Below are 24517 nucleotides of genomic sequence, written 5' to 3'. Positions count from 1 at the left end.
GGTGAACAGCCGCGATTGTGCCACGCTAATAAACGTCCTTGTCCACCAGGTACAGGTGCTCGGTGACGTGGATATTGCGGGTGCGCAGGTTTCGGCTTCCCCGATAGGCGTTGTACTGGGTGGTGAACTCGGTGACGGCGCCGACCGGGCGGAGGATTTCGTGGATTTCCGCTGGCGCGATGAAGCCTTCGTCGTTGAACGACAGCAGCAGGTGCCGGGCCGGGAGGCGGGTGATCAGGTCGGCCAGCAGGGCGGGGGCGGCGCGGCGGATGTTGTACGGGGAGCGCCGCCAGTCGGCGGGGATGCCGGAGACCGGGCTGATTCGCTCCGGCTCGCGGTAGGTGGTGAGCAGGTTGAGCATGAAGTAGTTGGAGCCGTACGGGTGCTGGTTGTACGGCGGGTCGATATAGGCCAGGTCGATCTCGCCGACGGATTCGGGGAGTGTGTTGGCGTGTTGCTGGCGTACTTGCCGGGCGCAGTCGAAATTGCTGAGCACCGGCGGGCGTAAGCGGATCTCGCCCTTGATTCTGGACAGCGCCTCGTTGGTCCGGCCGCCGAAGTGGCCGACGCCGGTCTCGCGGTTCTTGTAGAAGCCCTTGAACACGCCCGCGGTGTTCGCGTGGATCGAGGCCGCCGACAGCAGCGGGCCGAGCAGCAGCGGGCGGATGGCCGGGTCGACCTGCTGGATCAGGGACGCGTACCCGTCGAGGCGGGCGGCGTTGGCTGCGGTGTAGAAGACGCGCTCGCCGGGCTGGATGTCGTCGTCGTCGCGCGGGGAGTAGAGCCTGCGGATGAACCCCTCGACCGGGGACTGGTCGACTTTGCGGTTCAGGTCGTCCACCAGAGCCGCCAGTTCGACGTGGTTTACCTCGCTCGCGTTAGTCAGGTAGCACTCGCTTACCGCGCGGGCGTAGTCCTCTATGTCGTTGGCGATGACCTCCGACGCGTGCTGTTTGAGGACGCGGGAGACGACGCCGGTGCCGGAGAAGGCGTCGAGGACGCGCAGCCCGCGGCCCATCCGGTCCCGGATGCCGCGCACCACCGCATCGATCGGGCCGAGCAGGTTGCGCTTGTTGCCGAGGTAGGTGACCAGTTGCGACCGCAGGTAGTCGGGGTTTTCCTCGGCCACCTGCATCGCTTCAGTTCACGCGGGCGCGGATCTGGTCGACCAGGGCGGGCAGGCCGAACTCACGGACCGCGGTCAGGACCTCGTTGGCGAGGAGACGGAAGGGCTTCCCGGCTTCGATGTTCCACCAGAGGTCGCCGATCGGGGTTCCGCCGCCGACGCGGATCAGGTTGCCGATGCGCTCCTGCCAGCCGGTGCCCGGGTGGCCCGCCGCGCGCAGGTACGGCCGGATGCGCAACTGGGAGGACCACTCGTCGGTGGCGGTGACGCTCAGCACGAGGGTGAACCGCGTCGACTCCGGCGTGCCCCGGCTGGACTGGAGGATCGACACCTGGCCGACGTGGGCGTCCCGGGTCAGCCGGTAGCGGCGGCCGCTGCCGGAGAACCCCAGGGCCCGCAGGCCGGGGGCGAGGTCGGTGTCGACCATGAGCCGAAACCACTCGTCCGCATTGCGCACCGCGCCCGCTTCCACATCGCCCCCCTGTCCCGGCCCCGGTCACGGCAGGCCGCGCCGTCAGCCCGGCTTCCCCACGCCGACTTTTCCCACGCCGACTTTTCCCACGCTGGGCATCCGACTGGTCACCGCGGAGTCATCTCGACTTTAGCTGCGACGACCGACAGTCCCGAAATATTCCCCCCGCCACCTGCCGGTTCGTCCGGCGCGCTGGACATCGCCGCACTACAGAGGACGATGTATGTAACTCAGATCACAAACACGCCCCCTTGTCACCCACGTGGGGGATTTGGTCCGAAACCCGCAGGAGGACGTCACGAGAGGGGAGCCCGACCGTCGCAGTACGGGAGACTGGAGGAGCACGATGCCACGCACTATCGACCATCGGGCCACGTTCGGCAGACCGTACGGCCCGACTGTCGCGCTCGTCGACGGGGTGCCGCTATTCCGCGAGGGCCTGTCCGCGCTGATCATGCGAACACCCGGTTTGCGCTGGCTCGGCGCGACCGACACCCCGCAGGGCGCCCTGCAGTTCGCCGAGCGGTACCGGCCGAATGTCGTGCTCATCGATTCCGGGCTCGACCCGCGCAACCACCTCAGCGGGATGCTGACCACCGGCAACCCGGGCGGGATCGTGCTGGTCCTGGTCCGGGACGCGCACCGGACGACCCAGTACGTGGCAGGCGCCATCGCCTCGGGGGTGCACGGGGTGATCCCGCGCTCGGTCGAGCCGCCGCAGCTCATCGAGGCGATCCGGGCCGCGCACGACACGCGCCGCTACATCGACCCGTCGCTGGCGCAGATCGTCGCCGCGCCGCGCGGCAAGCTCGTCCGGGTGCCCGACAGCGCTCAGCAGCCGCTCTCGCGGCGGGAGTTCCAGGTCTTGCAGCTCATCGCCGACGGCCTGGAGAACCAGGCCATCGCGAAGATCCTCTACGTCTCGGTGGAGACCGTGCGCACGCACGTCAAGAGCATCTTGCGCAAGCTGGCCGCCCGGGACCGCACGCACGCGGTCGCGGTCGCGTTCCGGTCCGGTGTGCTGGCGCCGACGTCGGAGCCGCTGGCGCCACCCGTTCGGCCGCAGCCGCGCACCGGCACGTGAGGGGAACCACTAAGACAAGTGAGTGATCCGGCGCCGTTTCCTTGCCGAAGTTACTGACGGGTAATAGACTGTTTGTTACCGGTGAGTAGCAGAACTCTGCTCGCGGGCGGCTTACCCGCATCAGCGTCAGGACACGGAGCAACGAGATGGGTCACTACAAGAGCAACGTCCGCGATCTCGAGTTCAACCTCTTCGAGGTGTTCAAGGTCCAGGAGCGTCTGGGCAAGGGCGTCTTGGCGGAGTCGGACGAGGACACCGCGCGCGGGGTGCTCGCCGAGCTGAACAACTTGGCGGTCGGCCCGCTGGCGGAGTCCTTCGCCGACGCGGACCGCAACCCGCCCGTGTACGACCCCAAGACCTTCAGCGCGACCCTGCCCGAGTCGTTCAAGAAGTCCTACAAGGCGCTCTGGGACGGCGAGTGGTGGCGCCTGGGCCTGCCCAACGAGCTGGGCGGCTTCGGCCTCCCGCCGACCGTGCAGTGGGCGGCGTCCGAGCTGATCCTGGGCGCGAACCCGGCGCTGTTCATGTACATGGCTGGCCCCAACTTCGCCATGATCGTGCACAAGAACGGCACGGAAGAGCAGCAGCGCTGGGCGCAGATCATGATCGACCGCGCGTGGGGCGCGACCATGGTGCTGACCGAGCCGGACGCCGGTTCCGACGTCGGCGCCGGGCGCACCAAGGCGGTCAAGCAGGAGGACGGCTCCTGGCACATCGACGGGGTGAAGCGGTTCATCACCTCCGGCGACCAGGACCTGACCGAGAACATCATGCACCTGGTGCTGGCCCGCCCCGAGGGCCACGGCCCGGGCACCAAGGGCCTGAGCCTGTTCCTGGTGCCGAAGTTCCACTTCGACTCGGAGACCGGCGAGCTGGGCGAGCGCAACGGCGCCTTCGTCACCAACGTCGAGCACAAGATGGGCCTGAAGGTCTCCACGACCTGCGAGCTGACCTTCGGCCAGCACGGCACCCCGGCCAAGGGCTGGCTGCTCGGCGAGGTGCACGACGGCATCGCGCAGATGTTCCAGGTCATCGAGTACGCCCGGATGATGGTCGGCACCAAGGCGATCGCCACGCTGTCCACCGGCTACCTCAACGCGCTGGACTACGCCAAGGAGCGCGTCCAGGGCGCCGACCTGCCGAACATGCTCGACAAGGCCGCCCCGCGCGTCACCATCACCCACCACCCGGACGTGCGGCGCAGCCTCATGCTGCAGAAGTGCTACGCCGAGGGCCTGCGCGCGGTCTACCTCTACAACGCCACCTTCCAGGACCAGGTCTGGACCCAGGAGGGCGACGAGGAGTCCATCAAGCTGGCCGAGCGGGTGAACGACCTGCTGCTGCCCATCGTCAAGGGCGTCGGCTCCGAGCGGGCCACCGAGCAGCTGGTGCAGTCCCTGCAGACCTTCGGCGGCTCCGGCTTCCTACAGGACTACCCGATCGAGCAGTACCTCCGCGACGCCAAGATCGACTCGCTGTACGAGGGCACCACCGCGATCCAGTCGCTGGACTTCTTCTTCCGCAAGATCATCCGGGACAAGGGCCAGGGCCTGGCGTTCCTCGCGGGCGAGATCACCAAGTTCATCGAGGCCGAGGGCGGCAACGGGCGGCTCAAGCAGGAGCGCGCGCTGCTCAAGCAGGCGCTGGAGGACGTCCAGGGCATCCTGGGCGCGCTCGTCGGGTACCTGACCTCGTCGCAGGAAGACCCGCGCAACATCTACAAGGTCGGCCAGCACAGCGTCCGGCTGCTGATGGCCGCAGGCGACCTGGTGGTGGGCTGGCTGCTGCAGCGCCAGGCCGAGATCGCCATCGCCAAGCTGGACGATGGCGTCAGCGCCAAGGACAAGGGCTTCTACGAGGGCAAGGTCGTGGCGGCGTCGTTCTTCGCCAAGAACGTCCTCCCGGAGCTTTCTGCGGCCCGCAAGATCGTCGAGTCGGCTGACAACGACCTGATGGACGCCGACGAGTCGGTGTTCTAAGACGGTCCGCGTTCCGCGAAGCGCGATAACGGCGGCGGTCCCCTCGGGGGCCGCCGCCGTTCGCGTCTACCGGCTCTCCGTTACACGGGATCGCGCCCCCTAATCGAGTGATGCTATTGCCGAGGAAGTGTCATTGGCGAGCGCGATGAAACATCCGGTGCGAGGCTGGAGACCCGCGGGGCGAATGATCGAAGATCAAGGAGCTGATATGGGCATCGGAGGCATTTTCAGCGCCATCATCGTCGGGGCGATCCTCGGCGTCGTCGGTCGGGCCATCGCGCCGGGCCAGCAGAAGATCCCGTGGTGGCTGACGATTCTCACCGGCATCATCGCCGCCTTCATCGGCACCCTGCTCGCCAAGCCGTTCGGCTGGGACAAGACGCCGGGAATCGATTTCCTGGAGATAGTGCTCCAAGTGATCGTCGCGGTGATCGCGGTAACCCTAGTCGCGGGCCTCTATGCGAAAACCAAAGGCGGCCAGACAACCCGCCATTGAGCGGCCCCGCGAAGCGATGCGCACACTAACCAGGCCGCGCCGGACCGGCGCGGGAAACACACGGCCGCCCGCATCGGCCGCGCCCCGGCCCGCCGCACGGAAAACGGCAGGCCCGGGAGTCCGTGGCCTGCCGTCTGGTTCCGTGCGCCGTGCTTGCCCGACTCGCCGGTCAGCCGCCCGCGGGCGGCGCCGCGCAGACGATCTTGGGCTGCGGGTTGTACTTGACCGTGCGGGTGTCGCGGCGGATCTCCCTGCCGGTGGCCGCGTCCCGCAGGATCCGGGTGTCGGAGGTGGTGAAGCCAGGCGAGCCGTTGCTCGGCGAGCACTTGCCCGTGGTGGGCCCCGGCTTCTCGTGCGGCGGGGTCTCGGCGCTGCGGCCGCCGGGCACCGACTCGACGGTGTAGCGCTTCGTGCCCCAGATCTTCACCGTGATCGACTGCGGCGTCCAGATCGTCTGGATGGCGACACCGGTCGGCGAGTCGTTGGTGAACCTGAGGTCGATGACGCTGCTGCCGTCGTGGTTCTGGAAGACCGTCGCCTCCCGCGCGGGCGGGTAGCGGCTGATGTAGTAGCTGTGCTCCTTGTGCCCCGCGTCCTTGAGGCCCGCGAAGTACGCCGCGTTGTAGAGCGTCGTGGCGAACTGCGAGATGCCGCCGCCGACCTCCCGGCCCGGCGCGCCATCCTTGATCACGCCCGCCTCGACGTACCCCTGCGCCGCGGTGCGCGGGCCGGTGAACCCGTTCAGGCTGAACGTCTCGTTCGGCTTCACGATGGCGCCGTTGACCTTCTCGGCCACGGTGCGGATGTTGACCCCGGAGTCGGCGGCGAAGCCCTTGGTGCTGAACTCGCCGATGACCTCCTTGATGCCGAGCTGGTTGGCCTGCTCGGTGGTCACCTTCGCGGGCTTCTTGGTGTACTCGACCTTGATCTCGCGGCCCTCGGTCTTCTTCACCACGTCCAGCAGGTTCGCGAACGCGGTGTCGTACTTGATGCCCATGCCGTCCTCGGACGGGCTCACGGTCGGCTGGCCGCCCTCGAACACGACCTGCGCGTCCTTGCCCTCCTTCTCGGTGGAGGCGAGCTGCGGCTGCACCGCGGCGACGATCTTGCCCACGTCGAGCTTGGGGTCGAGGGCGCCGCCGTCCACCGGCTCGAAGGTGAGCGCGCTCGCGATGACCTCGGGCTTGATGGTCGCGTCCTTGCCCTCGCCCTTGACGATCACCGGAGCGGACACGGCGGGCTTGGCGACCTGGTCGAACGCGGCCCGGACCCCCTCGCTGGTGGTCTTCACCGGCGTCGTGGTGACCGGCAGGTCAAGCGGCTCGCCGCGCACCCAGCCGTCCACGATGACCTGCCGCGCCTGCGCCACGTCCAACTCCTGGCCGGGCACCGGCTCGACGGCGACCGGGTTGGCGCCCTCGAAGGTGACGCCGCCCTCGACCGGCGGCCGGGTGGTCGAGGCCCGCAACCGCTCGACGGCGGCGGTGAGCCCGGCGTCGTCGGTGCCGGTGACCACGCCGACCTCGCGGCTGCTGAACAGCGAGCTGATCCGGGTGAACGGGTTCAGCGGCTGGTCGCCCGCCTGGGCGAGGGTGGCCTCCCAGTCGAGCTTGAGCCCGGCCTTGGTCGGGTCGAGCTTCTCCTCGACCGCGCCCGCCCGCAGCGTCACCGGCTGGGTGAGCCGCGGCTCGATCTGCTCCCGCAGCCGCCGCTCGGCCTCGGCGTGGGCGAGCCCGCCGACCTCGACCCCGGCGACCGTCACCCCGCGTGGCACCTCGCCGCCGCTGAGGGTCAGGTCGAGGCCGTAGAGCAGGGCGAGAGCGCCGACCACCGCGCCCGCGATGATCGCGGGCTTGCGCAGGCTCCGGCCCTTCTCCTGCTCATCCTCGTCGACCGGCAACGTCCCAGACGACGGCGCGAACCGCTCGGTCTCGACGTCCCACGAGTTCCCCGAAGGGGGCACCCGAGGCAGCAGATCGGTCTGCTCGGCGTGCGACTCGGGCCATCTGTGCTCACCCGGCCAGTTGGGGTCGTCCGGCACGACTCACCTTTCCCTCACAAGTACAACCCGGTGCCCTGCTCGATGCGCTCACTGGCGATGGCGTGCACGTCCCGCTCGCGCATCACCAGGTAGGTCTGCCCATGGACCTCGACCTCGTACTGGTCCTCGGGATTGAACAGCACCCGGTCGGCGACCTTCACGGTGCGAACGTTCGTGCCCACTCCGTGCACGTCCCCCCACGCCAGCCGCTTGGCCATCTGGGCGGTCGCCGGAATGACGATTCCGCCGGTGCTGCGCCGTTCCCCTTCTTCGGGGGTGAGCCGCACGAGGACCCGGTCGTGCAGCATCTGGATCTCGAGCTTCAGTTCCGGCACTGAGGAATGGTAACCGTCGGCTCGCGCGGCGGATGAGGCCGTGCTAGGTGTCCGATTCCCGAGGAGAACCATCGGCGCCCACCGTCAATTCCGAAACCGCATCGACCGTGGTCGGCGCGGTCGACTCCGTTCCATCATGACACGACCGGGGACCGCGTCAGGCCTGCGGAGCGACCGACTGGTCGTCGAGACCGCCCATCACCAACGGGAGCCGCCGGTCACCCGTCTCGGTGATTCGGACCGGGACACCCCAGTCCTGCCGGGTCAGGTGGCACGCGGCGTGCTCGGTGCCGTCGTCGTCGCAACTGGCCGCCTGGGCCACGATGTGCAGGACGCCCTCGGGCACGTCGGCGGTGAGAACCAGCCTCCTGGCCAGGTCGGTGCCCACACCCGCGCCCTCGGCGAGCAGGTGCGGCGGCGACGAGGTGACCTCAAGGCGGGTCGACGGGCCCCACCGGTCGTCGAGCTTCTGCCCCGGCGGCGGGGCGAACACCACGACGAGGTCGACCGCGCCCGCCGCGACCTCCGCCTGCGGCCTGCGGACCTGGTGCGCGGCCCCCGCGACCAGGTGCGCGGCGGCGACCGGCCGCTCCAGCCGGTGCGCGGCGGACGCGACGACAACGAGTTCGCCGTCGACCAGCGCGGCCCCGGACGGCTCGGCCAACCCGGTCGCCAGGGTCGAGACCTCCCGCGTCGCCGGATCGTAGCGGCGGATGGCGCCGTTGTAGGTGTCGGCGACCGCCACCGCGCCGTCGGCCAGCACCGTCACCCCGAGCGGGTGCTGGAGCAGGGCCTGGTCTGCCGGGCCGTCCCGGTGGCCGAAGTCGAACAGGCCGGTGCCGACCGCGGTGTGGACGGTGAAACCGGTCGGATCGGGCTCGACCCACCGCAACGCGGACGTCTCGGAGTCGACCAGCCAGAGCCGGTCCCCGGCTGCGGCCAGCCCGGAAGTCTGCGCGAAGAACGCTTCTTCGGCGGGCCCGTCGTGCAGCCCCTCGACCGTGGTGCCCGCGAAGCGCCGGACAGTGCCGGTCGACGGGTCGAACAAGCCGAGGGTGTGATTGCCCGCCATCGCGACGACGACACCGCCCGCGGGCTCCCACCAGACGACGTCCCACGGACTGGTGAGGTCGACGGTGAGCGCGGGGCCGTCGGACGGGCCGTCGCGCCACTGCGAGCCGGTGCCCGCGACGGTCGTCACCGCGCCCGTGTCGGTGTTGACACCGCGCAAGAGGTGGTTGACCGTATCGGCGACCACCAGGTGATACCCGACCCGCTCGGCAACAGCCGACGGCAGCACCGCGATCCCCGACGGCTCGGAGAAAGTCGCCTCGACACCGTCCTGCCTGCCACGTTCACCGGTGCCGTAGGACTTGACGACGCTCTCACCGTCGATCTCCACGATCCGGTGATGAGCGGTGTCGGCGACAAGCACGGTGTTCTTGTCCGTCGCCACCGCCTTCGCGGGGAAACGCAACTCGGTCTCCGCGGGAACCGACGGCACATACGGCCCGTCCCCCCGGTGCAACGTCCCCTTCGCGTCGTGCTCGGCCACGACCTCGCGAACAACCCGCCGCAGCGCCTCGGCGTGTCCCTCACCAGCGGCGATATGGACGACGTAGCCCTCGGGATCGATGACCACCAACGTCGGCCACGCCTTGACGGCGTACGCCTGCCAGGTGGTCAGGTCAGGATCGTCCAACACCGGATGGTGCACGGCATACCGCTCGACCGCCGCCCGCAACGCGCCCGCATCAGCCTCATGCGCGAACTTCGGCGAATGCACCCCAACGGTGACCAGGACATCGGCGAACTCGGCTTCGACGGGACGCAGCTCATCGAGAACGTGCAGGCAGTTGACGCAGCAGAATGTCCAGAAGTCGAGCAGCAGGACCTTGCCGCGGAAGTCGCCGAGGTGCAGATCCCTGCCCCCGGTGTTCAACCAGCCACGACCGACCAACTCGGCCGCGCGCACCCGGCCCCGCATCAAAGAAGTCATGTGGACAGTCAACCCGGTTCGGGCGGTCGGTGATTCCAGTTGTCCACATGCTGCGAAGTTGTCCACAGGGCTCAGTAGAGGGTGGCGGCGGCGACCGCCATGGGGTCACCCTGGGGGACACGCGGCTTGCCCAGCAGGTTCCGGAACCGCTGGAACCTGACACGTGTGGAGGTGTTACGCCTCGGCGGCCTGCTTCAGGCGGGCCAGGGTGCGTTCGATGTTGCGCTGGTTCTGGGTGGATCGGTCGCTGACGCCGGTGGCGAGGATGGTGATGGGGCGGTACCAGGCGGGCCTGCGGTCCCAGGTGCTCTCGGTGACCCGGCAGCCGGTGGCGGTGGGCTCGATGTCGTACTGCCAGCGCGACACGGGCAGCCCTAGTGAGCGCACGTCGAAGGCGAACCGGGTCGGTTCCGCGTCGGTCACCGTGGACACCGTGGACCACCAGCGGACGCCGCGTCGGTTGGCGCCGCGGAAGCGGGCGCCCACCTTCGCCTCCGTCACGCCGCCGAGCCAGCTGCCGCGCTGGAACTCCTCCGACAGGGTCGCCAGCCCCGGCAGGTCGCTGACCAGCGCGTACACGCGATCGGCTGGGGCGGCCACGTCGATCTGGGCGTGCGCGTCGGGCTGCATCGGGGCGCTCCTCGGGACTCAGCGTCGAAAACGCTACCGAAAGTAGCCTACTGGCGGTAAGGAAAACAGGGGGTCATTCACGATGTCCGGCGCAGCATCCGGGTGATGCCCGCCGCGACCGTGGTGGCCAGGATCCAGCCCAGGGCGATGAGGGTGGCCGAGATCCACTGGGACGCGCCGGGCACCGTCCACTTGTTCTTGTGGCCGAAGTCCACGATCGGGACCAGCAGGTCCAGCGTGTACAGCACCGGGTTCCACACCAGGTGGTCGTCGGAGTTGGCCTCGTGCGGCCGCGGGATCAGCGCGAACCAGACCGTGCCGAGGACCAGGAACGCGATCAGCCACGCCAGGGCCCGGGTCGGCCGGTAGCCGTACCCGACCATCCACCGCTGCAGCCAGCTCCACACCTGGATGCCCGGCCGCGCGAGCCGGGCGCCCTCGGCCAGGGCCGCGTACCGCCGCCGCTGCTTCTCGACCAGGACCGCCGCCGCGTGCTCCTCGTTGCCGCAGGCGCGCAGCATGGCGGCGAACTGGTCGTACGGGCCGGGGCGGTAGACCTCGCGCATCCCCTGCCGCAGCCAGCGCAGGCGGCGCATCACCTCGGTGTCGTCGTCGAGCTCGATCGGGGTCGCCAGGGCGTCGTAGCGGAAGTCCTCCAGCTCGATGCGGCCGTGGGCGTCCCAGAAGCGCTCGTTGTCCGACAGGGACGCGCAGCGCAGGTGCCGCAGGTCGACGCGGCCCCGCGGTGGGGCGCCGACGTCGAGCCGCAACTCCTGGGTCTGCACGCCGAAGGCGTTGAGGGCCACCGCGTTGCGGCCGTTGCCCAGTTCCGCGCCGTGGAAGTTCAGCTCCCGGCTCACCACGGCGCGGCGGACGCGGACCTCGCCGTGCGCGGAGAACGGCTCGTCGCCGTCGGCGCAGACGAGGTCGCGGCCGATGTGGGCGACACGCAGGTCCAGGGACGGCTTGGGGGATTTGTCGCGGGGGTAGCGGCCCGGGGCGAGCAGGCGGCTGCCGCGCAGGTCGAGGTTGGAGCCGATCTTCGCGCCGGGCAGCAGGACCGAGCCGAACACCAGCAGCGAGCGGCCGTCGAGGTTGCCGCCGACGGTGAACCGGCGGCCCTCCAGGGCGTCGCCGCCGCGGTTGCTCATGACCGCGCGGTCGAGCAGGACGCTGCCCTGCACCTGCACGTCCACCAGCCGCGTCTGGCCGGCCACCCGCATGTCGCGGGCGTCGATGCCGCCGCGGACCTCGGTGCCGTCCAGGTGCAGCGCCCGGTCGGGGTACGGGCCGGGCGGCGCTGCGCCCGCGCCGACCCGCTCGACGAACGGCTCCTGCCCACCGGACAGGTCGATCCGGGCGTGCGCCAGGCGCAGGGAGCCGCCGATGTGCGCGTTGACGATCCGGATGGTTCCCGTGCTGACAAAGCCGCGGTCGAGGTTGACATTTCCGTCCACTTTGGACCGGTCAGCGACCAGGGCGGCGTTGGGGTCGAAGAACGGGTCGTCCGGCGGCACGGGACGGGAATGCTCCCGGCGCGGCGAGAGTTGCGCGCCACGCAGGGAGAAGTCGCTGTCCACGCGGGCGCTGGGCAGGAAAACCTGGCCGACACTGCGAAACGCGACCCCTGTGCGCGGGTCAATCGTGAAGTGCAGGTTGCCGCCGACGTGCAGCCCGTTGGCGTTCATCGCCAGGCCGCTCGGATTGTCCAGCAGCGCGCCCGCGAAGTTGACGTTGCCGCCGCTGCGCAAGCCCGCGATGCGGATCTCGCCGTGGGCCGCCAGACCTGCCGCCAGCAGCGCGCCCACCAGGTGCAGCCGGTCCGCGTGCAGCGCAGGGCCGTCCACGGCGACCAGGGTGCTGTCGCGCAGCACCAGGGACCCGTGGATTTCCCCGTCGGTCAGGTCGACCGTGCCGCGCACGACGGTGCCCGAGACCAGCTGCACGTCGTTGTCGCTGCGCAGGTTGCGCCCTTGCAGGCCGGGCAGCGAGCAGTCGCGGAACTCGACACCAGCGAGCCGGGCCTGGCGCAGGTCCGGGGGCTGCTCGAACCGGCAGCGCTCGAACTCCAGCAGGTACGGGAACTCCACCGCGCGCAGGTCCAGCGGGCCGACGAGGTACCGGTCGGCGACGCGGACGACCGGGGCGATGTTGGGCTTGCGCCTGCGCAGCACGCCGCCGGTGTCCGGTTCGGCGGCGCGGCGCACCACGTCGGCAGCGGGCATCCGCGCCCACGCGGGCGGGTTCGGCGCATGTGGGTCGAGCACGCCGCCCGCCTGCTCGTCCAGAACGTCCTTGCCTGCCATCCGTCCCCCCTCCCCGAAGGATGTGGACGCACGCCGGTGACTCGTGGTTCCACTATGGCCGCCCTGCGTCCCCGGTGACCAGCGGCTATGTGGGGTCCTGGTGGGTCGGGTCGAGGACGCGGCGCAGGAACGTCTTGGTCCGCTCGTGCCGCGGGTCGCTGATGACCTGGGCGGCCGGGCCTTCCTCGACGACGACGCCGCCGTCCATGAACAGGACCTTGTCCGCGACCTCCCTGGCGAACTGCATCTCGTGGGTGACGACCAGCATCGTCATGCCCTCGTCGGCGAGTTTGCGCATCACCCCGAGCACGTCGCCGACGAGTTCCGGGTCGAGCGCGGACGTCGGCTCGTCGAACAGCATGACCTGCGGGTTCATCGACAGCGCGCGGGCGATGGCGACCCGCTGCTGCTGCCCGCCGGACAGTTTGGCCGGGAAGACGCGCGCCTTGTCCGCGACGCCGACCTTCTCCAGGTTCTCGAAGGCGACCGCATCGGCCTCGGCCTTGCCGCGGCGCAGGACCTTGCGCTGCGCGATGGTCAGGTTGTCCAGGACGGTCAGGTGCGGGAACAGGTTGAACTGCTGGAACACCATGCCGACCCGGCGGCGCGCGGCGTCGATGTCGACGTCGGGGTCGGTCAGCTCGACGCCGTTGACGATCACCTTGCCGTCGTCGGGCTGCTCCAGGAGGTTCACGCAGCGCAGCAGCGTGGACTTGCCGGAGCCGGACGGCCCGATGACGCACACGACCTCACCGGGCTCGACGGTCGCGTCGATGCCCTTGAGGACCAGCAGGTCGCCGAACGATTTGCGCAGGCCGACGATCTCGACCGCGGGGGCAGCCGGGCTCACTGTGCTCATCTCGCCTTCCGTTGCTTGGCTTCCAGGCGCCGGACCACGTAGCCGAGCGGCACGGTGATCACCAGGTAGGCGGCGCCCGCGAGCACCAGCGGGGTCGAGTCGGCGTGCTCGGCTGCGAGGTCGCCGCCGAACTTGGACAGCTCGGTCGTCAGCGACGTGACGCCCAGGACGAACACCAGCGATGAGTCCTTGAACAGCAGGATCAGCTCGTTGGTCAGCGGCGGGATCACCACCCGCAGCGCCTGCGGGATGATGATCGACACCATCGCCCTGGTCTGCGGCATCCCCAGCGACCGGGCCGCTTCCAGCTGGCCGTTGGGCACCGCCTGGATGCCCGCGCGGAACGTCTCGGCCATGTACGCCGCGGCGACCAGGCCCAGCGCCACGGCGACCGTGCCGTACTGCTCGAACGGGAACTCCAGGCCGGGGAACGCCACCGGCAAGCCGAACCCGAAGATCAGGAACACCACCAGGGCGGGCAGGCCGCGGAAGACCTCGATGTAGACCAGCGCCACACCGCGGTACACCGCGACCGACGACAGCCGCATGAGCGCGACGACCAGCCCGAGGACGAACCCGACCACGTACGCCGAGAGCGTGTAGATGACGGTGTTCTTCAGCGCCACCGTGATGAGCTCGGGGAACGCTTCCTTCGCGACGTCGAGGTCGGCGAAGTACTCGGCCAGCGACGCCCAGTCGGCGCCGAAGCCGACCGCGGCGACCGCGGCGGCGAAGACCGCGTACTGGATGCCGCGGCTGATGCGCTGCCGTTTGCGCGGGCTGAGGCGGGCCCGGGGGACCGCCTCAGCCCGCGGAGTCGTGTCGGCCATGGACGCTTACTTGCCCGGCGTGGACTTGGGCTTGGAGCCCATCCACTGCTCGTACAGCCGCGCCCAGGTGCCGTCGGCGATGGCCGCGCCCAGCGCGTCGTTGATCGTCTTGAGCAGCTCGCCGTTGCCGCCCTTCTTCACCGCGAAGCCGTACTGGGCGCCGGTCTCGATCTCCGCGCCGATCTCGAACTTGTCGCTGAGGCCCTGCTTCTTGAGCCACTCGTTGACCACCGGCAGGTCCTGCAGGACCACGTCGACCTGGCCGGACTGGAACGCCTGCAGCTGCTTGCCGGAGTCCTCGAACTCGGTCGGCGTGAAGCCCTTCCCGGTGGCGTAGTCGAGGCTGGTGGTGGCCTTCTGCACGCCGAGCTTTTTGTCCCTGACCTGGTCGAGGCTGGTGATGCCGGACCCCTTGGGCACCAGCAGGGCGATGACCTCGTCCATGTAGGGGTTGGAGAAGTCCAGGTTCTGCTTGCGCTCGTCGGTGATCGTCATGCCCGCGGCGGCCACGTCGCACTTGTTGGAGTTGAGGGCCGCGCCGCTTTTGATGACGTTGAACTGGATGTCGACTATTTCCTGTTTGGCGCCGACCTTGCCCGCCACGAGGTCGAGCAGGTCGACGTCGAACCCGACGGTTTTGCCGCCCTGGGTGAACTGGAACGGCGGGTACGGCAGGTTCGTGCAGGTCTTGAGCTTGCCCGCCTCGGCCAGCGTGACCCCGGGAGCGGTGTTTCCGCTGGTGGGTCCGCTGTCGGTGGCGTTTCCGCAGGCTGCGACCGCGAGGGCCAGCGCGGGCAGCAGGGCGAGCACCTTCAGCTTGGATCGTCGCGCCACGGTGTCACTCCTTGAGTCGTCTCGGTTCGAGTGCCCGCATCCTGCCACCGGGAGCGCGGGCCGCGCACTGTTCGCCCGTTCGTCACAGGGATGCGGCGGTTTTGTCGCACAATGGTGACGCGAACGGATTATTTCCCGCACATACCGGGCCAGCCCGCAAGAAGAACGGCGACCAGGGCTGTCCACCCGGTCTGGTGGGAGGCGCCGAGGCCCTCACCCGTGTCCCCATCGAAATACTCGCTGAACGTCACATGCTCGCGCCACAGCGGCGAGTCGGTGCCCTCGATCCGCTTACCGTCGGCAGGCCTGCGGCCATCCGGCCCAGGCAGGAACAACCCCGCGAGCCTGCGCGAGAGGTCGCGGGCCGCCTCGCCCGCGGTCACCCGGTTGCCAGAGCCGGTGGGCAGCTCCACCGTGACCGCGCCATGGTGGAACGTGTCGAGCGCGCACAGCGCCTGCACCAGCAGCGCGTTCGTCGGGAACCACACCGGCCCGCGCCAGTTGGAGTTGCCGCCGAACATCGCGGTGCGCGACTCGCCCGGCTCGTACTCGATGCGGTGCGGCGCGCCCGCGATCTCCACCTCCAGGCCGCCGCGGTGCGCCGCGGACAGCGACCGGATGCCGTGCGGGGACAGGAACTCGGCCTCGTCGAACATGCGGGTCAGGACCCGGCGCAGCTTGCGGTCGTCCAACAGCGACAGCAGCGCGCTGCGCTCGCCGTCCGCGCCGGTGTGCCAGGTGAGGAACTGGCCGAACTCGGGCTGGCGGCGCAGCAGGTAGTTGAGCCTGCCGGAGAAGCCGGGCAGCTCAGCGAACACCCACGGCTCCAGCGGCGCGCAGGCCAGCACCGGGATCAGCCCCACCATCGACCGCACCCGCACCGGCTGCGCCTCAACATGGCCGCCGTCGAGAGTGCGGGAGACCAGGTCGTAGCAGAACCCGTCCTCCTCGTCCCAGATCGGCCGCCGCGCGGAACCGAAGTGCGTCGACGCCTGCGCGATGCTCAGGAAGTGCTCCACGAACTTCGTGGCCACGTCCTCATACGCCTCGTCGTGGCGGGCCAGTTCCAGCGCGATCTGCATGAGGTGCAACGCGTACGTCGCCATCCACGATGTCGCGTCGGACTGCTCGAACCGCCACCCGTGCTCCAGCGGGGCCGACCGGTTGACCGGGCCGATGTTGTCCATGCCGAGGAAGCCGCCCTCGAACAGGTAGTTGCCGCCGGGGTCCTTGCGGTTGACCCACCAGGAGAAGTTCAGCAGCAGCTTGTGGAACACCCGGGCCAGGAAGACCCGGTCACCGCTGCCGGTCGCCTCCTGCTCGGCGCGGTAGACCTGCAGCGTCGCCCACGCGTGCACCGGCGGGTTGACATCGCCGAACTCCCACTCGTACGCGGGCAGCTGCCCGTCCGGGTGCATCAGCCACTCCCGGCATAGCAGCAGCAGCTGGTCCTTGGCGAACGCCGGGTCGACCAGCGCGAACGGCACCATGTGGAACGCCAGGTCCCACGCGGCGAACCACGGGTACTCCCACTCGTCGGGCATGGACAGCACATCGGCGACGTCCATGTGCTTCCAGTGCGCGTTGCGCGCGTGCGGGCCCTGCCGCTCGTGCGGCGACGGCGGGTGCGCCGGGTCGCCCTCCAGCCACTCGCGCACCCGGAAACGGTAGTGCTGCTTCGTCCACAGCAGACCCGCGAACGCCCGCCGCGCCACCTTCTTCTCCGCGGGCGAGGCGTCGGGGGCGATGTCGGCGTAGAACTCGTCCGCGTCGTCTTTCCGTCGCGCCATAGTGGAAGCGAACGTCGACCCGAACGCGCTGCCGTGCCCGTCGCCCGCGATCAGCCGCACCCGGACCGTGACCGACTCACCCGGCGCGACGGAGTCGAAGCGGTACCAGGCCGCCGCCTTCGTCCCCGGCTGCGACGCGCCCCCGGCCGGAACCACCTGGCACACATCGGTTTTGCCCTCGACAACGTGGTCGCCGATCCCCGCCTTGGTGTACCGGCTGGGATTCACCGCCCGCCCGAACAACTGCGCCTCGTCGGTCTCGTTGTCGGTGACCAAAAGCGTTGGCGCGCCGTCGAAATGCGTGGTGTAGCGCCCCAGCAGCGAATGCTCGGCGACCACCCGCGCCCAACCGTCCACAGTGGACCCGATCAGCGCGGGCCTGCGCGCGTCCCGCCCCCACGACCACGTGTTGCGGAACCACAGCTGCGGCAACAGGTGCAGCGGAGCCGCCTCCGGCCCGTGGTTGGTCGCCTCGATCTCCACACAGACGTCGTCCGGCGCGGCCTTCGCGTAGCTGACCCGCACGTCGAAGAACCGGTCGCCGTCCAACACCCCCGTGTCCGACAGCTCCGGCTCCCGGTGGTCCCGCCCGGCGTGCGCCGCCAACTCCCGCAACCGCGCGTACGGGAACGCCCGCTGCGGGTACCGGTAGAGCACCCGCATCCACGAGTGCGTCGGCGTGCCGTCGGTGATCCACCAGTGCTCCTTGACGTCCTCACCGTGGTTGCCCTCGGAGTTCGCCAACCCGAAGTACCGCTCCTTGAGGATCTCGTCCTGCCCGTTCCACAGCGCCAGGCTGAAGTTGAGGAACCCGTGCCGGTCGCAGATCCCGGCGATCCCGTCCTCACCCCACCGGTACACCCGCATCCGCGCCTGGTCGAACGAGAAGTACCCCCAGGCGTCCCCATTCCCCGAGTAGTCCTCGCGAACCGTCCCCCACTGCCGCGCGGCCAGATACGGCCCCCACAGCCGCCACGGCGACTCCGCGGACGGGGACTCGGCCAACCGCTCGTGTTCGCTCACCCGCCCCAGTGTGGTGGAATCCGCTTTTCAGGGAAACCGCACCCTGGATCACGTCGCTGTCGTATCCTGATCACGAAGGGGCAGGTCAGGGCCACAGGGGGTACGATGACGTCCGCATTCCGCAGCAGCATCGACGCATCCGTCGGGCACATCGCAGGCTCCGGTGTCAGCGACATGGTCGGCGGCGCCCCGCCCAGCGGCGACGGCGGCAAGTTCTCCTTCTCGCCGGACGAGATCCGCTCCATCGTCAAAGACTGGCTCGACCTGGCCGACGACTACACACAGTCAATGGTAGGCGCTCGACCCCTTGGTCAGGTTGATCCTCCTGGGAACGACCCGGCCAGCCACTACCACGCCCAGGCAGTGGCAACCTCGTCGCAGGCTTATATGGACTCGCTCAAGGAGAAGGCCGAATACTGCTACAACCAGGCGCAGAAGTTCCAGGACGCGTTGAGCGACTATCTTGGGGTGGAACGTGAGAACGTCCGGGGCCTGGACTCCACTGATGGGTCGGCGTCCGGACCGTCCGCGCCCAGCGCTCCCGGAGGGATCTGACGTGCGTCGCCACACCCTCGTGCCCCTGCTCGCCCTGGTCACGCTCGCGGCGTGCACGACAGGAGAAGCGGGCACGCCGGTCGGTCTCTCCACGACGACCACCCGAACACAGGACCCCGCGCCCGGGTCGAAGACCTCCGAACCCAGCACCCCATCCGCACCCGCGTCTTCGACCGAACTGCCCACCGACGGCGCCCCCAAAGTCAAAAATCCGGTGGACGTGTCCAAGTTCGCCAACGACCCCTGCGCATCGCTGCCCCCGGAACGAGCGCAGGTGCTCGTCGGAACACCCACCGGCAAACGAACCGAGCACCCCACCGGAGCCGGCTGCCGATGGTTCAACAACTCGCCGGACACCTTCAACGGCTCCAGCATCGACGTGCATTTTTTCTCCCAGACTTCCAAGGGTCTCACCGCCGTCTACCGGGCCAACAAGCGCGGCGAGTGGGCATACTTCGAGCCGGTCGCCGACATCAATGGAATGCCAGCCGTCACATACGACAAACGCGACAACCGAGACATAGGCATGTGCGGGGTCGATGTGGGCATGTCCGACACGATGTCCATCGGTGTCATCACTCAGCAGTCCTTGAGCAAGAGGAACAGGGACCAGGCGTGCCAGGTCGCGGTGATGGTGGCCGCCGAGGTGGTCAAGACTCTGAAAGCGGGATGATCATCGTGAGCGCACCCGGCAGCGGGAGCGGGTTGACCGCTAGCCAGATCTACCACGCCCTGACCGGTGGCAGCGGCGCCTCGACCCTCACCATGGCCCAGCACACTGCCGGGCAGGAAGCCAAGACGGAGACGGAGCGGGCGGAGCGGATCAACCAGCTCGCGCAGAAGATCGAGGCGGGTTGGCAGGGCAAGGCGGGGGCTGCCGCGTACGGGGCCGCGAAGCCGCTGGCCGAGGTCACGATCCTGGGCGCGGACAACCTGGACCACACCGACCAACTCCTGCAGGAGCAGGGCGGCGCGTTCGGGTCGGCGTCGAGCAGTGTGGTGCCGGTCGCGGAGAATCCGCCGGACACCGGGTTCTGGGACGAGGCGACCCCCTGGGACACCGATACCGAAGACGAGCTGAGCAAGTACCAGGCGAACTCTGAGCACAACCTCCGCGTCTACCAGATGTACGACGAGAACAGCATGTCCAACGAGCAGGCCCTGCCGATGGACTACTCGTCGCTGCACGACACGGGTGGGGACATTCGGGTTGAGAACCCGAACTTCCCGCCGACGCCGCCGCCGGATGACCCAAGGGACCCGGTGACTCCGCCGGGGCGGAACGGGCGGGACCCGGGGGATGTGTGGACCCCGCCGCCGCCGAGCGATCAGCGGCCGGAGCGGCCCACGGACCCGTTGACGCCGCCGCAGTACGACGACAAGCCGCAGCAGACGCGGCCGCATGACTGGACGCCGCCGCCCACGCCCGTGCAGCCGCCCAACCGGCCGATCGGGCCGCCGCTTCCCATCCAGCCGCCGGTCGCCGACCCGCTGCTGCCCTTCGGCGGCGGACGGTTCGGCAGCGGCGGCGCCGATGGCGCTGGTGGTGGCCGGGCAGGCGGTGGCGGCGGCGGCGCGGGCCGTGGCGGTGCCGGTGGATTCGGCGCGCGCGGTGGCGGCGCGGGCGGTTTCGGCGCGGGCGGCGCGGGCGAGCACGGGGCAGGCGCGCGACCGGGCGGCCCGGCGACCGGGGCTGAGCACGGGCCCGGCGGACGACCGGGCGGCGCGGGCGCGGCGGCGGCCGCGGCGGGCGCAGGCGGCGCTGGCACCGGCGGGCGCGGCGGGCAGCCCGGCATGGGCGCTGGCGGCGGACGCGGCCAGGGCGAAGACGACACCGAGCACACCCGCGCGTCGTTCCTGCTCGAAAACGACCCCGAGGCGATCTTCGGCACCGACCAGATGACCGCGCCCCCGGTCATCGGGGAGTGACCATGCGCACCCAGTCGCGAGTCGAGCTGTCCGTCGACACCCTGTACCGCCTGCTCAAGCAGGAGAACCTGGGCGACCCGCACCCCCTGTTCACCGGCGGTGAGCGCTACTACTCGCCGCGGTTCAAGCAGGAGAGCGACGCCCAGTTCCACCGGGAGTTGGACCGCGCCGGGCTGAGCACCCCGCAGGGGGTGGCCGAGGACTTCCTCGACCTGCTCGCGGTGATCCAGCGCGGCGCCGTCGAGTACTACGGGTGGCTGCAGGACACGGAAGGGCCGTACTCGGTGCTGGTCGCCGCGTCGGGGCGGTCCGCGGCGCTGGCGCAGCGGGTGGACGAGGTGGTCACCTTCGAGTGGATCGACGCGTCGCGGGCGTTGGAGGCGTTCGTGTTCCGGCTGCCGAACGTGGCCGCCGCGCGCGGTGAGGCGATCTCGGTTCGGTCCGCCGACTACGGCAAGCCGGTGCGGCGGGACGTCGGCGGGTTCAGCATGAGCGACCCGCATTACGCGACGCCGCAGGAGGCGCGGCGGCTGGCGGCGCTGATGAAGGCGCCGCGGGTGGGTGGCGGCAAGCTGTACACCGCCAAGCGGGACCACCGCGGCAAGCGGACCCGCGCGAAGGACTGGATCTCGTTCATCGACCTCGCCGACGGCCGGTGGGCCCTGTACACGACCGAGGGCCGCGGCGAGAAGTCGATCAACGCGGTCCCCGGCACGCCGCAGCTGATCGCGCGCCGACTTTCGGAGTTGCACGCCTCTATCGGCTGACCGTTAGCGACTCGACTGGGTGACGCCAGTACCCTTGCCGGACGTGGACGGCGATCTCCCCTATGAGCGCGTGATTCCCGCCGACAAGTGGCTCGGCGTTCTCTTGGCGGGGGCGGTGGGCGACGCTTTGGGAGCGCCGATCGAGTTCCTGTCCATCGAGGACATCCGCGCCCGGTTCGGCCCCTCCGGCGTCACCGGGTATGCGGAGGCGTACGGCGGGCGGGGCCGGATCACCGACGACACGCAGATGACCCTGTTCACCGTCGAGGCGATGATCCGCGGGCACCTGGGCCGCCGCCTGATGTTCTTCGAGCAGCAGCCCGCCTCGGTCGTGCAGCACGCCTACCAGCGGTGGTTCCACACGCAGGGGACGCCGTGGCACCGGGCGGGCGGGTCGTACGCCATGGAGGCGGAGCCGGACGGGTGGCTGATCGGCGAGCGTGGCCTCTTCCACCGCCGCGCCCCCGGCGCCACCGTGCTTACCGCGCTCAAGGGTTACGCGGGCGGCGCGGAGCGGGGGACGCTGTCGCACAAGCTCAACGACTCCAAGGGCTGCGGGGCGGTCATGCGGGCGGCGCCGTGCGCGCTGTGGTCGGAGGACCCGCTGGACTCGTTCGTGGTGGCCGCGCAGTCCGGGGCGCTCACCCACGGTCACCCCAGTGGGTATCTGAGCGCGGGTGCGCTGGCGTTCGTGGTGCACCGGCTGCTCGACGGCGCCGCGCTTCCCGACGCGCTGGTAGAGGTGCGGGCCGAGCTGGTCACCTGGGAGGAGTCCGCCGAGACGGTCCAGGCGCTGGACGCGGCGGTCGCGCTGGCGCGGCGGGGGCGGCCGACCCCGGAGCAGTTGGCGACCGAACTGGGCGGCGGGTGGGTCGGCGAGGAGGCCCTGGCGATCGGCGTGTGCGCCGCGCTGGCCGCGGACAACCTGGCCGACGGGCTGCTGCTCGCGGTCAACCACTCCGGCGACAGCGACTCCACCGGCTCCATCTGCGGGAACCTGCTTGGCGCCGTCCACGGCGTCGACGCGATCCCGCGGCCCTGGTTGGACGAGCTGGAGCTGCGCGAGGTCATCGAGACCCTGGGGCGGGACGCGCTGATCGAGTTCAGCCCCGCCAACTCCCTCAACGACCCGACCTGGAGAGACCGCTATCCGGCCTGGTGAGGGCGCCTGGCCGTCGACCGAGGCCGAGGCGGTCGCGGAACAGGAACGCCTCAGGACCCGCGTGGAGCCCCGGCCGCCCGCGGGTTTCGCGCCGCGCACGGCCGCGGGACTCGACGTCGGCTACGGCGAGCGGCTGACCGCCGCGGTGTGCGTCCTGGATCTGGCAACCCTCGACGTCGTCGACCAGGCGGTGGTCCAAGCGGACGAGTCGTTCCCCTACGTGCCGGGCTTGTTCGCCTTCCGGGAGCTGCCGCCGCAGCTGGCCGCGCTGGGCAGGCTGGACACGCCCCCGGACGTGCTGGTCTGCGACGGGCAGGGACTGGCGCACCCCCGCCGGTTCGGCCTGGCGTGCCACGCGGGTGTGCTTACCGGCATCCCGTCTATCGGAGTGGGCAAGACGGCGTTGGGCGAGTTCGAGCCGCCCGGCCCGCGCCGGGGCGCGTGGACGCCGCTGGTGGACGGCGGGGAGGTCGTCGGCCGGGCGCTGCGGACCCGGGCGGGCGTCAAGCCGGTGTTCGTGTCCACCGGGCACCTGGTCGACCTGGACACCGCGACCGACCTGGTGCTGCGGCTGACCCCGCGCTACCGCCTGCCCGAGACGACCCGGCAGGCGGACCGGCTCTCACGGGGCCGCTAGCCGCGCGTGCGCGTCGAGGATGTGGGCGACGGCCTCGGTGACCCGCTCGGCTTGTTTCACGTGAAGCCACTCGTCGGGCACGTGCGCGTTGCTGTCCGGACCGAGAGCGCCGGTGATGACGAACTGGGCCTCCGGGTAGCGCTCGGCGAGCAGGCCCATGAACGGGATGGAGCCGCCGAGGCCGAGCGTGCGCCACGGGTTGCCGAAGACCTGGTCGGACACGGTGTCCAGGGTCTCGCGCAGCCAGGGGGCGAGCGCGGGCGCGTTCCAGCCGTTGGCGGTCTCCGTCCGGGTCAGCTCGACGGTGGCGTTGTACGGGACGTCGGAGGTAAGAGCGTCGCGGACAGCGGCCAAGGCGGCCTGCCCGTCGGCGGTGGGCGGGAGGCGGAAGCTCAGGGTGAGGGTCGTGAACGGGCGCAGGACGTTGCCCGCGTCGGCGGGCTCGGGGAAGCCGGACGCGCCGATCACCGACAGGGTGGGGCGCCAGGAGCTGTTGAGGACCAGCTCCACCTCGTCCTCGCTGACCGGTTTCGTCTCGTCCGCCAGCGGAAACGCGCCGCGGAACGCCCCCGGGGTCACGGCGACCGACGCCGCGGCCTCGGCGGCGCGGTCGGCCGGGATGTCGACGTGCATCTCCTTGATCAGGATCTCGCCGGTCTCGGTGTCCTCGACCCGGTCGAGCAGCGCCCGGATCACCCGAAACGAACTGGGCACGACCCCGCTCGCCAGCCCCGAGTGCTGCCCCGAGCGCAAGACCCGCACGGTCAGGTCTACCGCCATGAGACCGCGCAGGGAGGTCGTGAGCCAGAGGCGCTCGTAGTCGTTGCCACCGGAGTCCAGGCAAATGACAAGAGAGACGCGGCCGAGCTGGTCGCCAAGATGTTCCAGGTAAGCGGGCAGGTCAGGGCTACCTGACTCCTCACCGGTCTCCAAGAGCACCACGCAACGTCCGTGCGCGCCGCCCGCCGCGCGAACCGCCTCGATGGCGGCCGTGGCGGCATAGCCCGCGTATCCGTCGTCGGCCGCGCCGCGCCCGAACAGCTTGCCGTCGCGCAGCACCGCCTGCCACGGGCCCAGTCCCTCGGACCAGCCGCCGACCGGGGGCTGCTTGTCCAGGTGGCCGTACAGCAGGACGGTCCCGGTGTCGGGCACGCCCTCGGTGGCCGCGACGTCGAGCAGCAGCACGGGCGTCCGGCCGGGTAGCCGGACGACGTCGATGCGGGCGCCGGGGATCGCGCGATCCGCGATCCAGGCCCGCAGGTGCCCGACAGCGGCGTCCAAGGCGCCGGTGGCGGCCCAGTCCGCGTCGAAGTTCGGGGAGAGGGCGGGGATCGCGACGAACTCGCGCAGGCTGGGCAGGATCTCCGCGTCCCACAGCCGCCGGACGGTCCGCTGAACTGCTGTCGTGTCCACACCCATGATCCTGCCACCCACGGGCTGGGACGGCCGGAACCTGAAGGACTCTCAGGGGCGGTCGGGCAAGGTCTGCGGTGGGCCGGTGGCCGGGCCCGTTCCCGCACCCGCGCCACCGGTCCGCCTAGTCTTTGTGATGTAGATCACTATTATCAGCCGGTCGTCCGCCCGCTCCCGAATGGGTGCCGCTGAGCTGCCCCGACCCCGCCCTGCTCTGAACCCCGAACGTCGGTTGTCCAACGTTTTCCCT

21 protein-coding genes are annotated in these 24517 nt (G+C 70.2%); 9 read left to right on the top strand and 12 right to left on the bottom strand.

What is annotated here, in order from left to right:
* Nucleotides 1-25 precede the first annotated feature (25 nt).
* Complete coding sequence (locus tag BLS56_RS12160) at nt 26-1135, bottom strand: DNA adenine methylase (RefSeq protein ID WP_091450133.1); 1110 nt, start codon at nt 1133-1135, stop codon at nt 26-28.
* Nucleotides 1136-1139: 4 nt separating this feature from the next.
* Nucleotides 1140-1583 carry a DUF4304 domain-containing protein gene (locus tag BLS56_RS12155; RefSeq protein ID WP_139190631.1) on the bottom strand — a complete coding sequence of 148 codons (444 nt, stop codon included), beginning with the start codon at nt 1581-1583 and terminating at the stop codon, nt 1140-1142.
* Nucleotides 1584-1944: 361 nt separating this feature from the next.
* Between BLS56_RS12155 and BLS56_RS12150 the strand changes: the two genes are divergently transcribed.
* The 3 genes from BLS56_RS12150 (at nt 1945) to BLS56_RS12140 (ending at nt 5157) form a co-directional block, all read left to right on the top strand.
* Complete coding sequence (locus BLS56_RS12150; RefSeq protein WP_091450131.1) at nt 1945-2682, top strand: LuxR C-terminal-related transcriptional regulator; 738 nt, start codon at nt 1945-1947, stop codon at nt 2680-2682.
* Between the two features lie 146 nt (nt 2683-2828).
* Nucleotides 2829-4661, top strand: coding sequence for an acyl-CoA dehydrogenase (locus BLS56_RS12145; protein ID WP_091450130.1), 1833 nt, complete (start codon nt 2829-2831; stop codon nt 4659-4661).
* Between the two features lie 208 nt (nt 4662-4869).
* Nucleotides 4870-5157 (top strand): GlsB/YeaQ/YmgE family stress response membrane protein, encoded by a 288-nt coding sequence (locus tag BLS56_RS12140; RefSeq protein ID WP_091450129.1) that lies wholly within the window; start codon nt 4870-4872, stop codon nt 5155-5157.
* 169 nt (nt 5158-5326) lie between these two features.
* Here the strand turns inward: BLS56_RS12140 and BLS56_RS12135 are convergent, their stop codons facing one another.
* The 9 genes from BLS56_RS12135 to BLS56_RS12095 form a co-directional block, all read right to left on the bottom strand.
* Nucleotides 5327-7198 carry a VanW family protein gene (locus tag BLS56_RS12135; protein ID WP_091450128.1) on the bottom strand — a complete coding sequence of 624 codons (1872 nt, stop codon included), beginning with the start codon at nt 7196-7198 and terminating at the stop codon, nt 5327-5329.
* Nucleotides 7199-7212: 14 nt separating this feature from the next.
* Entirely contained in the window at nt 7213-7533 is a 321-nt protein-coding gene (locus BLS56_RS12130) for a GroES family chaperonin (RefSeq protein ID WP_175482788.1), read from the bottom strand.
* A gap of 157 nt (nt 7534-7690) precedes the next feature.
* Nucleotides 7691-9532, bottom strand: coding sequence for an NHL domain-containing thioredoxin family protein (locus tag BLS56_RS12125; protein ID WP_091450127.1), 1842 nt, complete (start codon nt 9530-9532; stop codon nt 7691-7693).
* 174 nt (nt 9533-9706) lie between these two features.
* Nucleotides 9707-10162: an SRPBCC family protein gene (locus tag BLS56_RS12120; protein WP_091450126.1), complete on the bottom strand. Its 456-nt coding sequence runs from the start codon at nt 10160-10162 to the stop codon at nt 9707-9709.
* Between the two features lie 77 nt (nt 10163-10239).
* Nucleotides 10240-12468 (bottom strand): hypothetical protein, encoded by a 2229-nt coding sequence (locus BLS56_RS12115; RefSeq protein ID WP_091450125.1) that lies wholly within the window; start codon nt 12466-12468, stop codon nt 10240-10242.
* A gap of 85 nt (nt 12469-12553) precedes the next feature.
* A complete protein-coding gene (locus tag BLS56_RS12110) occupies nt 12554-13327 on the bottom strand; it encodes an amino acid ABC transporter ATP-binding protein (protein WP_091450124.1) in 774 nt (257 codons plus the stop codon).
* The gene (locus BLS56_RS12105) at nt 13324-14157 is read right to left on the bottom strand and encodes an amino acid ABC transporter permease (protein WP_091450123.1); all 834 of its coding nucleotides are present in this window, start codon (nt 14155-14157) and stop codon (nt 13324-13326) included. Before BLS56_RS12105 ends, BLS56_RS12110 begins: the two co-directional genes overlap by 4 nt.
* A 6-nt stretch (nt 14158-14163) precedes the next feature.
* Nucleotides 14164-14991, bottom strand: a complete 828-nt coding sequence (locus BLS56_RS12100) for an ABC transporter substrate-binding protein (RefSeq protein ID WP_228771580.1) — start codon at nt 14989-14991, stop codon at nt 14164-14166.
* Between the two features lie 128 nt (nt 14992-15119).
* Nucleotides 15120-17804, bottom strand: coding sequence for an MGH1-like glycoside hydrolase domain-containing protein (locus BLS56_RS12095; protein WP_228771579.1), 2685 nt, complete (start codon nt 17802-17804; stop codon nt 15120-15122).
* A gap of 105 nt (nt 17805-17909) precedes the next feature.
* On the opposite strand from BLS56_RS12095, the gene BLS56_RS12090 reads away from it, so the two are divergent.
* The 6 genes from BLS56_RS12090 (at nt 17910) to BLS56_RS12065 (ending at nt 22854) form a co-directional block, all read left to right on the top strand.
* A complete protein-coding gene (locus tag BLS56_RS12090; protein WP_091450120.1) occupies nt 17910-18359 on the top strand; it encodes a hypothetical protein in 450 nt (149 codons plus the stop codon).
* The gene (locus BLS56_RS12085; RefSeq protein ID WP_091450119.1) at nt 18310-19032 is read left to right on the top strand and encodes a DUF3558 domain-containing protein; all 723 of its coding nucleotides are present in this window, start codon (nt 18310-18312) and stop codon (nt 19030-19032) included. Before BLS56_RS12090 ends, BLS56_RS12085 begins: the two co-directional genes overlap by 50 nt.
* A gap of 32 nt (nt 19033-19064) precedes the next feature.
* The gene (locus BLS56_RS30580) at nt 19065-20288 is read left to right on the top strand and encodes a hypothetical protein (protein ID WP_139190629.1); all 1224 of its coding nucleotides are present in this window, start codon (nt 19065-19067) and stop codon (nt 20286-20288) included.
* Between the two features lie 2 nt (nt 20289-20290).
* Complete coding sequence (locus BLS56_RS12075; RefSeq protein WP_091450118.1) at nt 20291-21055, top strand: ESX secretion-associated protein EspG; 765 nt, start codon at nt 20291-20293, stop codon at nt 21053-21055.
* Nucleotides 21056-21098: 43 nt separating this feature from the next.
* Nucleotides 21099-22217, top strand: coding sequence for an ADP-ribosylglycohydrolase family protein (locus tag BLS56_RS12070; RefSeq protein WP_228771578.1), 1119 nt, complete (start codon nt 21099-21101; stop codon nt 22215-22217).
* A gap of 61 nt (nt 22218-22278) precedes the next feature.
* Entirely contained in the window at nt 22279-22854 is a 576-nt protein-coding gene (locus BLS56_RS12065) for an endonuclease V (protein WP_324187517.1), read from the top strand.
* On the opposite strand, the gene BLS56_RS12060 is transcribed toward BLS56_RS12065, so the two are convergent.
* A complete protein-coding gene (locus tag BLS56_RS12060) occupies nt 22840-24273 on the bottom strand; it encodes a M20/M25/M40 family metallo-hydrolase (protein ID WP_091450115.1) in 1434 nt (477 codons plus the stop codon). The genes BLS56_RS12065 and BLS56_RS12060 overlap by 15 nt on opposite strands.
* Nucleotides 24274-24517 lie beyond the last annotated feature (244 nt).

This window comes from Actinokineospora iranica (genome assembly GCF_900101685.1).
Lineage (GTDB): Bacteria > Actinomycetota > Actinomycetes > Mycobacteriales > Pseudonocardiaceae > Actinokineospora > Actinokineospora iranica.
The sequence above is the reverse complement of the archived record's forward strand: the minus strand, read 5'-3'. Positions and strand labels throughout refer to the sequence as shown.

What these genes read in the sequence shown, in the direction of transcription:
- BLS56_RS12075 (WP_091450118.1), top strand. Translation starts at nt 20,291, where the DNA reads ATGCGCACCCAGTCGCGAGTCGAGCTGTCCGTCGACACCCTGTACCGC.
- BLS56_RS12090 (WP_091450120.1), top strand. Translation starts at nt 17,910, where the DNA reads ATGACGTCCGCATTCCGCAGCAGCATCGACGCATCCGTCGGGCACATC.
- BLS56_RS12145 (WP_091450130.1), top strand. Translation starts at nt 2,829, where the DNA reads ATGGGTCACTACAAGAGCAACGTCCGCGATCTCGAGTTCAACCTCTTC.
- BLS56_RS12110 (WP_091450124.1), bottom strand. Translation starts at nt 13,327, where the DNA reads ATGAGCACAGTGAGCCCGGCTGCCCCCGCGGTCGAGATCGTCGGCCTG.
- BLS56_RS12150 (WP_091450131.1), top strand. Translation starts at nt 1,945, where the DNA reads ATGCCACGCACTATCGACCATCGGGCCACGTTCGGCAGACCGTACGGC.
- BLS56_RS12060 (WP_091450115.1), bottom strand. Translation starts at nt 24,273, where the DNA reads ATGGGTGTGGACACGACAGCAGTTCAGCGGACCGTCCGGCGGCTGTGG.
- BLS56_RS12105 (WP_091450123.1), bottom strand. Translation starts at nt 14,157, where the DNA reads ATGGCCGACACGACTCCGCGGGCTGAGGCGGTCCCCCGGGCCCGCCTC.
- BLS56_RS12140 (WP_091450129.1), top strand. Translation starts at nt 4,870, where the DNA reads ATGGGCATCGGAGGCATTTTCAGCGCCATCATCGTCGGGGCGATCCTC.
- BLS56_RS12125 (WP_091450127.1), bottom strand. Translation starts at nt 9,532, where the DNA reads ATGACTTCTTTGATGCGGGGCCGGGTGCGCGCGGCCGAGTTGGTCGGT.
- BLS56_RS12115 (WP_091450125.1), bottom strand. Translation starts at nt 12,468, where the DNA reads ATGGCAGGCAAGGACGTTCTGGACGAGCAGGCGGGCGGCGTGCTCGAC.
- BLS56_RS12120 (WP_091450126.1), bottom strand. Translation starts at nt 10,162, where the DNA reads ATGCAGCCCGACGCGCACGCCCAGATCGACGTGGCCGCCCCAGCCGAT.
- BLS56_RS12160 (WP_091450133.1), bottom strand. Translation starts at nt 1,135, where the DNA reads ATGCAGGTGGCCGAGGAAAACCCCGACTACCTGCGGTCGCAACTGGTC.
- BLS56_RS12085 (WP_091450119.1), top strand. Translation starts at nt 18,310, where the DNA reads ATGGGTCGGCGTCCGGACCGTCCGCGCCCAGCGCTCCCGGAGGGATCT.